Source organism: Pontibacter brevis, assembly GCF_054779655.1.
This window is the reverse complement of record NZ_BAAGXV010000030.1, coordinates 101521-113007: the sequence shown is the minus strand read 5'-3', so window position 1 is coordinate 113007 and position 11487 is coordinate 101521. Positions and strand designations below refer to the sequence as shown.

Sequence of the window (11487 nt, the reverse complement as noted above, 5' to 3'; positions counted from 1 at the left end):
TCTTGAACTTCTGGCTTTATTGAAGGAATTCTTACTATCTAATCAGTCCTCAAAGTTGTCATCGCTACCGGAGGGAGAAATCTGAAATATTTCATTCTGCTCTCTCCCTCCGGTAGCGATGACAATAAGTAATTATTTAATCGCCGTCGCTGTCGGTGTAGTTGATGGCAACACCCAGCGCAGAAGGCATGTCTGTTTTTGTCAGTACAATCAGCTTCTGCAGCTCGTCATATACTTTTGTGACGGCCTGCGGCTGCGTGGTAACGGCTTCTGATAAGGGACCCTGCACCGCGTTTGCGGCAGCGAGGGCAGCATCAAACTGGGCCACAATGGCATCAGACAACTTTCCGTTTCCGTAAGGTGCCCCCACATGGTCCAGGTAATCGTCAAGCCCCGGTCCGTCTGTACCGTTTGCTGTCATTCCCAGAAAAGCGGCCTTTTCGGCGCGAATCGCTTGCTTCAGCAAGTCCAGCGATGTCTGGCTATAGTACGCCTCCACCTTTTCCGGTAACGCACTGCCCGCTGTAAACCTGCCGCTCGGGAAGCCCACTTTGGCGCGCTTGGTCACGTCAATGTCAAAGTTCAGCTGGTTTACCAGGTTACCCACTGCGCTCCCCACGGCCGTGCCCGGTGCATTTTTGAAAGTAGCCGCATAGTTGCCGCTGGTCCAGCCACTGTAAATGGCAGTAGCACGCTGGTTCACCAGACCACTCACATCCTGCAGGTACTTTTTACGATTTGCGGCGTCGGCACCTGAGGTATACTGTTCCACTACGGCAGCCTCAGAGCCGGCACCGTACAGGAGGTAATCCAGGGCAGGAAAGCCTTTGGCATCCAGGTTGGCAGCAGCCTGTAAATCATAGGTGCCCGAGGTAACATTATTTTCTATCTCGGCAGCAGCCGTAGGGTAAATATTGAGGTTCGCGCGCAGCAACTGTTCCTCTGCAGGGCCGAACTCATACACACTCACATCCTGCAGGGCCAGGTAGGCCTCCTGGTAAGCGGTGCGGGCAGTGGCTAGTGTGCTGGCTGTAGGTGCCGCTACAAAAGCATCGACAGCGGCAACCATCGCTTCTGTCTTGTTTTTGAACGCTGCAAAGGCAGGCACAATCAGGTTATCGGCATAGTGTGCCACCATGGCCTGGCGGTCATAGTCTGTTTTGGGATCACCTCCTTCACTATCAGAGCCACAGCTGCTCAGCACAGCAAGGCAGGAAAGTGCCATTACAATATATTTCTTAAACGCTATCATGTGAAATATCTTTAAATGCGAAAGGCAGCAACTGAGGATTGGCATTTCCGCAGCTGCTGCACTTTCAAACTAACAATAATACTTTAAGCTGCTATAGCTGCCCTTTGATGTTATCCATGCCATAAGCAGTGCTCAGGATGTCAATGGCTGCGTTAATATCGTCGGCAGTTGTCTCGTAAAGGTTGTGGCCGATGGCGTGCATCAGTTCCTGGTATTTGGCAGCTGATAATTTTGGTGCTGTTTTGTACTGCAGGCCCATTGCAAAACCGATGGCTTCAGACAAGTAGTGGCTCTTCTTGGCCTGGTCAGCGATGTTTGTCTTGGCTGCGTTCAGTTCGTGAATGGTAGCGGCAGCTACTAAACGCTCCCACTCGTTACGGATGGTGGCAGCGGCTTCGTCTTTACCCTCCATGTCTTTTGCTGAGATAGCGGCACGTCCCTTGATGAAGGCATCCATCAGCGCTTTGTTGCTGCCCAGGGCGGCATCTACCTTGTTGCTGTAATTTGCCCAGTACTTGATGCCGGCTTTATTAGCAGGGAAATCAGCAGGAGCTCCAAAGTATCCGAAAGCCTCATCCCAGTGGTGCTCCATCTTTGTACCCTCGCCAGGTGTTACAGTGGTATTATCTACCGCAGGGCCAATTTTCTCGGCAGACAGGTAGCCTTCAACAGCCTGGTTATAAAACACAGCGCCCATCATACCTTTCTGAATAACCTGCGCATACTCCACTCCGTTTGCATCCACCAGGTAGCTCCTGCCATCAGCAGTAGTCAGTCTTCCTGCTCTTCCTTCCTGAGCAGGTAATCCAGCGATATTAGAAACAGAATTGCTGGCGGCAGCTACGTCCTCAAAAAGCTGCTCGAAAACAGGCTGCGCAGTAAGAATCGTTTTGTTCTTGAGTTGCTTACTGGTGGCTGCGTTCAGGGTAGCATCAGAAAAAGGATTGTTAGTGTTTGCATACATGTCCTTCATCTTCTGAGCATCTAATCGCGCGCCGTCATGGCCTGTTTTGATGTAAGCATCCAGTTCGTCCAGCATTTGCATGCGCTGCGTCTGTCCGGTATAGCTCACATTCTCAAAATCGTAGGTCTGCGGAACATTGTAGGAAGGCGCATCCTTTTCATCGGAGCAGGAAGAAAAAGCCACACATGCCGCAACAGCAAGCGTAAAGGTTCGGAGTTTAAAAGTGTTTAGCATCATTATCGTTTTATACCCTGTTTTTATTTAGACTCATTATAAATAGTTGAGCAAAGCTAAGCCCACCTGCTTAAAGAGGCAAGCCTTATTTAAAATAATTTTAAATAACATGGAACTTATTATCAGGTGTGATAACAAAGATTAGGAGCAGGAGCGAACACTTATAGGCTTTACCCAACTCGCACACAAACACTTACTTCAAAGAAGCGGACAGCATGAATGAAAGGGAGGAATTATCGGGGAATTATTGGAACGCTGCCTCATGATACCGTCCTATACAGGAACAAAGTATAAGCCCGTCTACATTTTTAATTATATTTGACAAAACTCATATTTTAATTTGAAGCACTATGAAAAGCGTAAAATTAGTAGCACTCCTACTTTTGCTTATGGTTCCATTCCTTTACTCCTGCGAGGAAAGCACGGATGTGGTAGATTCCGGCACCTACCAGGGCACTATTGAAGAGGTGGAAGCAGACAAGTCTGAGATTTATGTAAAAACAGCAGATGACAAACTTCTGGAGCTGTACTTTACAGAAACTACTACCCTGACCAGAAACGGTGAGACGGTGGCTTTCGACCAGCTGCAGGAAGGCCAGCAGGTGGAGGTTGAGGTAGAGAAGGTCGGACAAAGACTTGACCCGATAGCGGTAAGAATCCTGGAGTAGCATGAATGAGCTGACCTTCTGGCGAACAGAGATGTGGCACCCGCTCACATTGCATTTTCCCATCTCTCTTCTGCTGTTGGCAACTTTTGCAAAGGTAGTGGCTCTTTTCCTGCGGAGCAGCCAGGGACTGTTCTGGCACAGAGCCGGTGCTTACCTGCTTTATGCCGGTTGCCTGATGGCATGGGTGAGCATTTACACTGGGGACATGGCAGACGGAATGGTGTCCAGAAAGCTTTGTGACCCGACAGTACTGAAAAGGCATGAGATAGCCGCCTACAATCTTGCTTATCTCTTTTCCGCAGCCACAGCCCTGGAACTGGGCCTGCGCCTTAACCTGATAAAGGCAAAGGTAAAATGGCTGCAGGCAGTAGTGGTGCTGCTGATGGTGGCGGGAGCTGGTTTCCTGATATACACCAGCCACCTGGGTGCCACCGTCGTGTACGAGCAGGCTGGCGGCGTAAATGTGCCTGCAAGTGACTGCGCCGGCTTCTGACCAGGAGGGAGTATTTACCTGCTCGGGCACCCACCCTGACAAAAAAGGACAGCCCCTGCCTGAATAGCAGGGGCTGTCCTTTTTTAACCCAGCAGATGCACCCGTTTATTTTCACAACCAGGCCAGCCAAAAAGAAGACGATAGCAGCATACAACTCGTACGGCTAGAACAGGATAACAACTGGTACTTTAAAATATAGCCTAGGCATTTGCCATGGCCCGGTCCAGGTGCACGTAGCCGCCGTCTACGTGTATCAATTGGCCGGTGGTGTGGCTGGAGCGCTCTGAGAGCAGGAACGCTGTGGTGTTGGCAATTTCATGTGGTGTGGTCATTCTTTTTTCCAGCGGAATCCGGCTGGTGATTTCCTTCAGCTTCTCCTCCGGGTTGGGCAGTGTCTTGATCCATTTGTCGTAGGCGGGTGTCCAGCTTTCGGCTACAATGATAGCGTTTACCCGGATGCCATACTTAGCCAGTTCCACAGCCCACTCCCGGGTGAGGGCGTTGCGCCCGCCGTTGGCCGCCGCATAGGCAGAAGTGCCTCCCTGGCCGGTTTCGGCCGTTTTGGAGCTGATGTTGACGATGGCGCCTTTTGACTTCTTCAGTTCAGGCAGGGCATGATGGGCAAGCAGGTAGTAATGCACGAGGTTGTTGTGCAGCGAGTCCATGAACTTCTCATAACTGCCGTTCTCCAACCCCACCCCGTCGTTGAAGCCGGCGTTGTTCACCAGCCCTTCCACCCTGCCGAACTGCTCCAGGGTTTCCTTCACGGCCCTTTTGCATTCCTCCGGCCGCGACAGTTCCGCCACTACCTGAAAGGCTTTACCGCCCTTTTTTTCTATTTCGGCTACCGCGCCGGCGTTATCCTCTTCGTCTCGGCCTACTATCACTGGTATAGCGCCTTCTTCAGCCAGCACACCCACTATGCCCCTGCCAATACCCTTCGCTCCACCCGACACGATGATTACTTTGTCTTCAAGTCCTAAATCCATATTTTTTGTTAATTGAGCTTATAAAACCGGCTGGCATTCCCGCCGAAAAAGCCAGCCTGCTCCGCCTGGCTGAAGGAGGAGAAATAACTTTCCACGATGCCCAGCATTTCTCCATAACCTGCCGCTACCAGACACACCGGCCAGTCTGAGCCGTACATGATTCTGCCTGTACCAAACGCCTCCACCACCACATCCAGGTAGGGGGTAAAGTCCTCTTTCTTCCAGTGCTGCCAGTCAGCTTCTGTTACCATACCGGACAGTTTGCAGCACACGTTCTCATGCACAGCTATCGCCTTTATGTCGCTTGCCCATGCTTCTATTTCTTTCTCTTTGATTTTGGGTTTAGCCAGGTGGTCCAGCACGAAAGGCTGATTGGGAAAAGCGGCTACCAACTCCTTTGCATAACGGAGCTGGTCCGTGAATATGAGGATGTCGTACGTGAACCCGTGCCTACTGAGCTGGCTAATGCCCCGCTTGAAGTCTGGTTGCAGCATCAGCGCCCTGTCCGGCTCGCCCTGCAGCACATGCCGGAACCCTTTCAGCTTCTCAAACCGGGTATAATGCTCCAGCCGCTCCTGCACATCCGCTGCTCTTAATTCCACCCAGCCCACTATGCCTTTTACAAAGTCATAGGTATCAGCACTGGTTAGCAGAAAATCATTCTCCGCCTCCGACTGGTCCGCCTGCACCGCCACACACCCGTCGAAGCCGTGCTGCTGCAAAAGCGGCTGCAGGTCCTCCGGGCCGAAGTTGCGGCGGATTTTGGCCATGTCCTCTGTAATCCAGCTGTCCCTTACCGGGTCGAACTTCCAGAAGTGCTGGTGTGCATCAATCCTTTGCATAGGCTTTTACCTGCTGCTTTGAAGTTCCGAGGCCGTCAATCCCCAACTCCACCACATCTCCTGGCTTCAGGTACACCGGCGGGTTAAAACCCAGACCCACGCCGGCGGGTGTACCTGTCGAAATTACATCGCCTGGCAGCAGCGTCATGAATTGGCTCAGGTAAGAAACCAGGTGCGGAACCCGGAAGATAAAGTTGGCGGTGGTGCCGTCCTGCATCGTCTCGCCGTTCACCTTCAGCCACAGGCGCAGGTTATCTACATCCTCAATTTCGTCTTTGGTAGCCAGGAAAGGACCAATGGGCGCGAAAGTGTCGCAGCCCTTGCCTTTGTCCCAGGTACCGCCGCGCTCCAGCTGGAACGCCCGCTCCGACACATCGTTGTGCAGGCAGTAACCGGCCACATAGTCCATGGCCTCGGCCTCATCTACATAGCTTGCCTTCTTGCCTATCACAAAAGCCAGCTCCACTTCCCAGTCTGTTTTCTCTGAGCTCTTCGGAATAATGATGTCATCGTTAGGGCCTACCACTGCCGTAGTGGACTTCATGAAAAGGATCGGCTCTTCCGGTATTTTGGCCTTTGTCTCCGCGGCATGGTCGGCGTAGTTGAGGCCGATGCAGACAATTTTGGAGGGGCGGGCAACGGGGCTACCCAGGCGGCTGCTTTCCGGTATACGCTCTAATTTACCTTCGTTCTCTGCCAGGAACTTCTGCAGGCGGGAAAGGCCCTCTGTCTCAAAGAACTGTTCATTGTAATCTTCCCCGAAAGCGGATGTATCATAATAAACTTCATCCAGTATAATTCCGGTCTTCTCTTTGTTAGGTTCTCCGTATCGTATTAGTTTCATATCGTTAGTTTTGGGCTTTTCATAAGAGAGAAGCCTGTTCTAGTTTTAATTAGTTAATCAAACTGCGCTTTACATAACAGGCTAAAGGTCTTTTGCTTAAACTCCGTTATGAGTTTGTCATTTCGAACATGCCTGAGACGTGAGTCGAAAGGGACCTGCGAAGCAGTGAGAATTCTGCTTTATTTCATGCCCCCACAATATGACAGATTTCTCACTGCGTTCGACATGACAAAATGAATAGGAAATCTAGGTAATATTCCCGCTTAATTGTTCAGTTTCACAAAGCCGCCGTCGATGGGGTAATCGGTACCGGTGATGAAAGAAGCGTCGTCGGAGCAGAGGTACAGGATGAGCTTGGCTATCTCGTCTGGTTTTGCCATTCTGCCAATGGGCTGCGTTTTCGACAGCTTCCGGAACATCTCCTCCTCCTTGCCAGGATAGTTCTTTGCCAGGAAGCCATCCACAAAAGGCGTGTGCACCCGGGCCGGGGAAATGCTGTTGCAACGGATGTTGTCCTGGAGGTAATCCTTGGCAACTGACAGGGTCATGGCCTGCACTGCACCTTTGCTCATGGTGTAGGCGAAGCGGTCGTTGAGGCCTACAATGGCGGCAATAGAGCCTAAGTTCAGAATAACGCCGCCACCGTTCGCTTTCATCAGTGGTATAGCGGCGTAAAGGCAGTTGTAAACACCCTTCACGTTCACCTGGTACACCCGGTCGAAGTCCGCTTCTGTGGTGGTGTCAGCTCTGCCGATATTGGAGATGCCGGCGTTGTTCACGAGTATATTTAGTTTGCCAATGCTTTGGAAGACCTGCACCACTTCCTGCTGGTTGGTAACGTCGCAGGCATGGTAAGCCGCTTTGCCTCCTGCCTCCGTTATCTCCCCTACTGTTTCCCTGCCATTCTCCGGGTTCACATCCAGCACGTGCACTGTGGCTCCCTGTTGGGCGAAGAGCAGCGCCACCGCCTTCCCGATGCCGCTTCCGCCCCCCGTGACAAGGGCAATCTTATTGTTCAGTTCAAACATAGTGTGGTTCTTTCAGTATGGTTAACTTTCTTCCTGAAGGGAAAATATCTTCTTCATCAGCACCCACTTCTCTCCCTGTCCTGCTCCCGGAACCCGCTGCTGGTACTTCCACATCAACTGCTCCCACTCCTGCACCTTGGGGTTTGCCTTGTCCATGGCAGCCTTGCCCTCAAAACTGAAGGAGCTGTCCGTTTCCATTATCATGAAGAGCCTGTTGCCGAGCCGGTAAATCTCCATCTCCACCACCCCGGCGTCGCCTATGCTCTGCCTGATTTCCGGCCATATCGCCTGGTGCCAGCGTTCATACTCTTCTATCAGTGCCGGGTCGTCTTTCAGGTCCAGCGCCAGGCAATACCTGCTCATGCTTTCATTCTTTAAGTAGATGCCGTCATAAGTTACTAAAAAATTCAGCCGGAAAAAGCTCTTTTACATTCTCTCCTGACTCCCAGGCAGTGCTCAGGGAGCAGTCATTCTTTTCCGGGGGTGAAACAAAAAAGGGGCAAGCGGAAATATCCCTACGCCTACCCCTCTTTCAACCAGAAAACAAAGAAAATTCTTTAACCCGCCTTCTGAAATGTATCTGCTGGCACCACCTCTGCTTCACCCCCTGGCTTGTCCACATCATTACGCTCCAGCCTGCCAGAAACGACAGCATAAAAGGCCACTACCACAAAACAAACCAACGGCACATAGAAAGCCTGGCTGATGTCCTGTGTCAGGTCCGACACATAGCCCTGCACAGAGGTGATAACGGCCCCTCCCAGGATAGCCATAATCAGGCCTGATCCTCCAATTTTTGTATCGCCTCCCAGTCCCCTGATGCCCATGCCGTAAATGGTCGGGAACATCAGCGACATAAAGCCTGATATGGCAACCAGCGCATACACGCCCACCAGGCCGCTGCCATAAATAACAACTAATGTACAGGCTGCGGCCGCCACGGCACTTATTAGCAGCAGGATGCGCGGGCTCACGTACTTCATCAGGGCTGTGAATATAAAGCGGGAGACCATGAACAGTACCAGTGCGGCCATGTAATAGGTGGAGGCGCCGTCTTCGTTGAGCTGTATTTCCTGCATCACATAGCGGATGGTATAAGACCAGATACCTATCTGGGCACCCACGTAAAAGAACTGCGCCACCACTGCCCACACATAATGCGGTGTTTTCAGCAACCGTTTAAAAGTAGGAACCAGGTCCAGCTTTTCGCCAGCGTCTGAGGCCTTGGGCATATTGGTAAATTTAACAGCAAGCCAGATAAGCATCAGGAACACGGCCACCCCCACGTATGGGCCCATCACAGAGGTTAGTTCCTCCGACTGTATGGCTTTTAGCTGTTCCGGGCTCATGCTTGCCCGCTCCTCGGCACTGGAAAGGTTAAGCTCCGAGAGGATAAACACCTTGCTCAGCAGCACGCCCGTGATGGAACCGATGGGGTTGAAGGACTGCGCCAGGTTCAGGCGTCTCGTACCCGTCTCCTCCGGCCCCATGGCCACAATGTAAGGGTTCGCAGCAGTTTCCAGTATAGAAAGCCCCCCGGCCAGGACGTAGAGCGCAATCAGGAAATGTCCGTAGGCCATGGTGATGCTGGCCGGGTAAAACAGCAGCGAGCCCAGGATGAACAGGCCCAGCCCCGCCAGGATACCAGTTTTGTAAGTGTATTTCTTTATCAGGATAGCCGCAGGCAGGGCCAGGCAGAAGTAAGCGCCGTAGAAGGCCATCTGTATCCAGGAGGTCTGGAAGTCGGACATGCTCATGATGCGCTTGAAGGCCGCCAGCAGCGTATCCGTCATGTTGTTGGCCAGTCCCCACAAAAAGAAAAGGCTTGTGATGAGGATGAAGGGCCAGATGTTACCGGTTCGGAGAAGCGAAAGTTTTTTGGTGGCTGTTGTCATGTTTTTTTTTGCGCTGTAGCAGACCTGAATAACCTGAATTATAAAACAGAGTAATTCCTCACTCATTTTACCTCCTCCAATATAGCGTTTATTCAGGAAAATTCTAACTTAGCAATCAGACATAAGTTAAAGGGCAACAGCACCCTGTTTTACAGGTACTTGAAAGCAGTCTTGTTACAGCCCTGAGCCTCGCGATGTCTATTTATCCTATTCAAAATACGTTTTACACGAACACAGACGCATGAAAAAACTGTACACCCTTGTTACGTTTCTGCTGCTAATGCCCCTGTTCTTAACACAGCTGGTGCAGGCACAAAAATCTAAAACTCCCACCCTCCTGCTGCGGGCAGACGACATTGGCATGAACCACGCCGTGAACATGGGTGTAAAACAACTGGCCGAGACAGGTATTCCTTTCTCAGCGTCTGTTATGTTTGCCTGCCCCTGGTACCAGGAGGCTGTGGAAATACTGAAAAACCACCCGCAGGTAGCGGTAGGCGTGCACCTGACCCTGAATGCAGAATGGAAGAATTACCGCTGGGGACCAGTAGCCGGGCGCAGTGCCGTACCAAGCCTGGTGGACAAAGAAGGGTATTTCCTGCCTTCCATCGAAGCTTTTCTGCAGAGCGACTATAAGCTGGAAGAGGTGGAGAAAGAACTTACCGCGCAGATTGAAAGGGCCCTGAACTCAGGCTTGAAAATAAGCTATGTAGACCCACACATGGGCATGGCCCTGGCAACTCCTGAACTGCGCGCGCTCACTGAGCGGCTGGCAAAGAAATACAACCTGGGCATTTCCAATTACTTTGGCGAAACCTACAAGAGCATGTGGGCAGTAACCGTAGAAACCAAAGCCAAAGAATTTATGGACTACGCCAACAACCTGAAGCCGGGCAGCCTGAACGTAGTGGAACTGCATGTGGCACAAAGCGCCCCGGAGATGGACGTGTTGGTAGACATGAACAGTGCCTTGATGAACACAGACGATGGCAAGCCCAGAGCCAGCCAGCACCGCCAGACAGAATTGAATATGCTTATCTCCCCTGAGTTCTTAAAGCTGGCAGACAAGAAGTTTAAGCTTATCACCTATGCCGATTTAGTAAAAGCAAATGGGCTTAACAGCATGAAAGCACCGCTGGCACAGTAAGTAAACCTGCAGAGCGCAGGAAGCGACCTGCAACAAACCCGGCACTAAGTTAACACCGGCACAAGTTCCCTTTAAAATTCACCCCTGTACCTTCAGTACTATATTAAAAGCAAAATGAGAAAACTCAACGTTGCAGCCGCTCAGTTCGAGCCTAAAGACGGCGACAAGGCTTGTAATCTTTCTGTTATAGAAGAGTTGACTGCCAGGGCAAAAGCCCGTGGCGCTGAGGTTATCAGCTTCCATGAGATGTGTATTACCGCCTATACTTTTTTAAAAGACCTGACGCGGGAGGAGATGCTGGAACTGGCCGAAGAGATACCAGATGGAGAAAGCGTGCGGCACCTCACACAACTGTCAGGAAAGTATGATATCACCATTTTAGCGGGCTTACTGGAGGTAGAGAACGGGAAACTGTACAATACCTATGTGTGCGTAGATAAGACCGGCCTGCTGGCGAAGTACCGGAAGATTCACCCGTTCATCAGCAAATACCTTGAGCCCGGTTCGGAGTATGTGGTGTTTGACCTGAAAGGCTGGAAGTGCGGCATCCTGATTTGCTATGACAACAATGTAGTCGAGAATGTGAGAGCCACCTCCCTGCTCGGAGCAGAGATAATTTTCGCACCGCATGTCACGATGTGTACGCCTTCTTCCATGCCAGGCCGGGGCTATGTGGCAGACGAGCTATGGCAGGCACGGCATACAGACCCGGTGCCCCTGCGCCTGGAGTTCGACGGGCCCAAAGGCAGGCGCTGGCTCATGCGCTGGCTGCCAGCCAGGGCCTACGACAATGCCGTGTACTACGTATTCACCAACCCGATTGGCTATGACGGCGAGCACCTCAAGAACGGAAATTCCCTCATTCTGGACCCCTATGGTGAGGTGTTGACAGAGATAAAAAGCTTTGAAAACGAAATCACAGTGGCCACATTAACTGATGACAAGCTGCAACTTGCCGGGGGCCACCGCTACAAAAAAGCCCGCCGACCGGCACTTTACAGAGACATCATCGGGGCAGAACACCAGTCGGAAACAAAACCAGTCTGGCTGACAAGCAATACGCCTGTGCCTGATAAAGTGGAAGAGCTGCCCGAATAGGAACTGCCCCTGTTTCTTTACCGAATTATTGCA

The 11487-nt window shown here is 51.5% G+C and carries 12 protein-coding genes; 4 read left to right on the top strand and 8 right to left on the bottom strand.

Annotated elements, in window-relative coordinates; genetic code table 11:
• Positions 1 to 136: 136 nt before the first annotated feature.
• Both ACYVB1_RS09990 and ACYVB1_RS09985 read right to left on the bottom strand, forming a co-directional pair.
• Positions 137 to 1252, bottom strand: coding sequence for an imelysin family protein (locus tag ACYVB1_RS09990; RefSeq protein WP_460923394.1), 1116 nt, complete (start codon positions 1250 to 1252; stop codon positions 137 to 139).
• Positions 1253 to 1343: 91 nt separating this feature from the next.
• Positions 1344 to 2453 (bottom strand): DUF4856 domain-containing protein, encoded by a 1110-nt coding sequence (locus ACYVB1_RS09985; protein WP_460923392.1) that lies wholly within the window; start codon positions 2451 to 2453, stop codon positions 1344 to 1346.
• A 386-nt stretch (positions 2454 to 2839) separates the two neighbouring features.
• Here ACYVB1_RS09985 and ACYVB1_RS09980 point away from each other — a divergent pair, with 386 nt between their 5' ends.
• Positions 2840 to 3118, top strand: coding sequence for a hypothetical protein (locus ACYVB1_RS09980; protein ID WP_460923390.1), 279 nt, complete (start codon positions 2840 to 2842; stop codon positions 3116 to 3118).
• 1 nt (position 3119) lies between these two features.
• Positions 3120 to 3611, top strand: coding sequence for a DUF2231 domain-containing protein (locus tag ACYVB1_RS09975; RefSeq protein WP_460923388.1), 492 nt, complete (start codon positions 3120 to 3122; stop codon positions 3609 to 3611).
• A 200-nt stretch (positions 3612 to 3811) separates the two neighbouring features.
• Here the strand turns inward: ACYVB1_RS09975 and ACYVB1_RS09970 are convergent, their stop codons facing one another.
• From ACYVB1_RS09970 to fucP, 6 genes are all read right to left on the bottom strand, one after another.
• Positions 3812 to 4600, bottom strand: a complete 789-nt coding sequence (locus ACYVB1_RS09970) for an L-fucose dehydrogenase (RefSeq protein ID WP_460923386.1) — start codon at positions 4598 to 4600, stop codon at positions 3812 to 3814.
• Positions 4601 to 4608: 8 nt separating this feature from the next.
• Positions 4609 to 5442: an amidohydrolase family protein gene (locus ACYVB1_RS09965; protein WP_460923384.1), complete on the bottom strand. Its 834-nt coding sequence runs from the start codon at positions 5440 to 5442 to the stop codon at positions 4609 to 4611.
• Entirely contained in the window at positions 5429 to 6286 is an 858-nt protein-coding gene (locus ACYVB1_RS09960) for a fumarylacetoacetate hydrolase family protein (protein WP_460923382.1), read from the bottom strand. The genes ACYVB1_RS09965 and ACYVB1_RS09960 overlap by 14 nt, the downstream gene beginning before the upstream one ends.
• Before the next feature lie 263 nt (positions 6287 to 6549).
• Complete coding sequence (locus tag ACYVB1_RS09955) at positions 6550 to 7314, bottom strand: SDR family NAD(P)-dependent oxidoreductase (protein ID WP_460923380.1); 765 nt, start codon at positions 7312 to 7314, stop codon at positions 6550 to 6552.
• Positions 7315 to 7335: 21 nt separating this feature from the next.
• Complete coding sequence (locus ACYVB1_RS09950) at positions 7336 to 7677, bottom strand: L-rhamnose mutarotase (RefSeq protein WP_460923378.1); 342 nt, start codon at positions 7675 to 7677, stop codon at positions 7336 to 7338.
• 194 nt (positions 7678 to 7871) lie between these two features.
• Positions 7872 to 9209 (bottom strand): L-fucose:H+ symporter permease, encoded by a 1338-nt coding sequence (fucP, locus tag ACYVB1_RS09945; protein WP_460923375.1) that lies wholly within the window; start codon positions 9207 to 9209, stop codon positions 7872 to 7874.
• A gap of 241 nt (positions 9210 to 9450) precedes the next feature.
• On the opposite strand from fucP, the gene ACYVB1_RS09940 reads away from it, so the two are divergent.
• Positions 9451 to 10356: a ChbG/HpnK family deacetylase gene (locus ACYVB1_RS09940; protein WP_460923373.1), complete on the top strand. Its 906-nt coding sequence runs from the start codon at positions 9451 to 9453 to the stop codon at positions 10354 to 10356.
• Between the two features lie 114 nt (positions 10357 to 10470).
• Positions 10471 to 11454 carry a nitrilase family protein gene (locus ACYVB1_RS09935; RefSeq protein WP_460923371.1) on the top strand — a complete coding sequence of 328 codons (984 nt, stop codon included), beginning with the start codon at positions 10471 to 10473 and terminating at the stop codon, positions 11452 to 11454.
• Positions 11455 to 11487 lie beyond the last annotated feature (33 nt).

Excerpts from the sequence above, each read along its gene's own strand:
- ACYVB1_RS09990 (WP_460923394.1), bottom strand. The coding sequence starts at position 1,252 with ATGATAGCGTTTAAGAAATATATTGTAATGGCACTTTCCTGCCTTGCT.
- ACYVB1_RS09985 (WP_460923392.1), bottom strand. The coding sequence starts at position 2,453 with ATGATGCTAAACACTTTTAAACTCCGAACCTTTACGCTTGCTGTTGCG.
- ACYVB1_RS09980 (WP_460923390.1), top strand. The coding sequence starts at position 2,840 with ATGGTTCCATTCCTTTACTCCTGCGAGGAAAGCACGGATGTGGTAGAT.
- ACYVB1_RS09975 (WP_460923388.1), top strand. The coding sequence starts at position 3,120 with ATGAATGAGCTGACCTTCTGGCGAACAGAGATGTGGCACCCGCTCACA.
- ACYVB1_RS09970 (WP_460923386.1), bottom strand. The coding sequence starts at position 4,600 with ATGGATTTAGGACTTGAAGACAAAGTAATCATCGTGTCGGGTGGAGCG.
- ACYVB1_RS09965 (WP_460923384.1), bottom strand. The coding sequence starts at position 5,442 with ATGCAAAGGATTGATGCACACCAGCACTTCTGGAAGTTCGACCCGGTA.
- ACYVB1_RS09960 (WP_460923382.1), bottom strand. The coding sequence starts at position 6,286 with ATGAAACTAATACGATACGGAGAACCTAACAAAGAGAAGACCGGAATT.
- ACYVB1_RS09955 (WP_460923380.1), bottom strand. The coding sequence starts at position 7,314 with ATGTTTGAACTGAACAATAAGATTGCCCTTGTCACGGGGGGCGGAAGC.
- ACYVB1_RS09950 (WP_460923378.1), bottom strand. The coding sequence starts at position 7,677 with ATGAGCAGGTATTGCCTGGCGCTGGACCTGAAAGACGACCCGGCACTG.
- fucP (WP_460923375.1), bottom strand. The coding sequence starts at position 9,209 with ATGACAACAGCCACCAAAAAACTTTCGCTTCTCCGAACCGGTAACATC.
- ACYVB1_RS09940 (WP_460923373.1), top strand. The coding sequence starts at position 9,451 with ATGAAAAAACTGTACACCCTTGTTACGTTTCTGCTGCTAATGCCCCTG.
- ACYVB1_RS09935 (WP_460923371.1), top strand. The coding sequence starts at position 10,471 with ATGAGAAAACTCAACGTTGCAGCCGCTCAGTTCGAGCCTAAAGACGGC.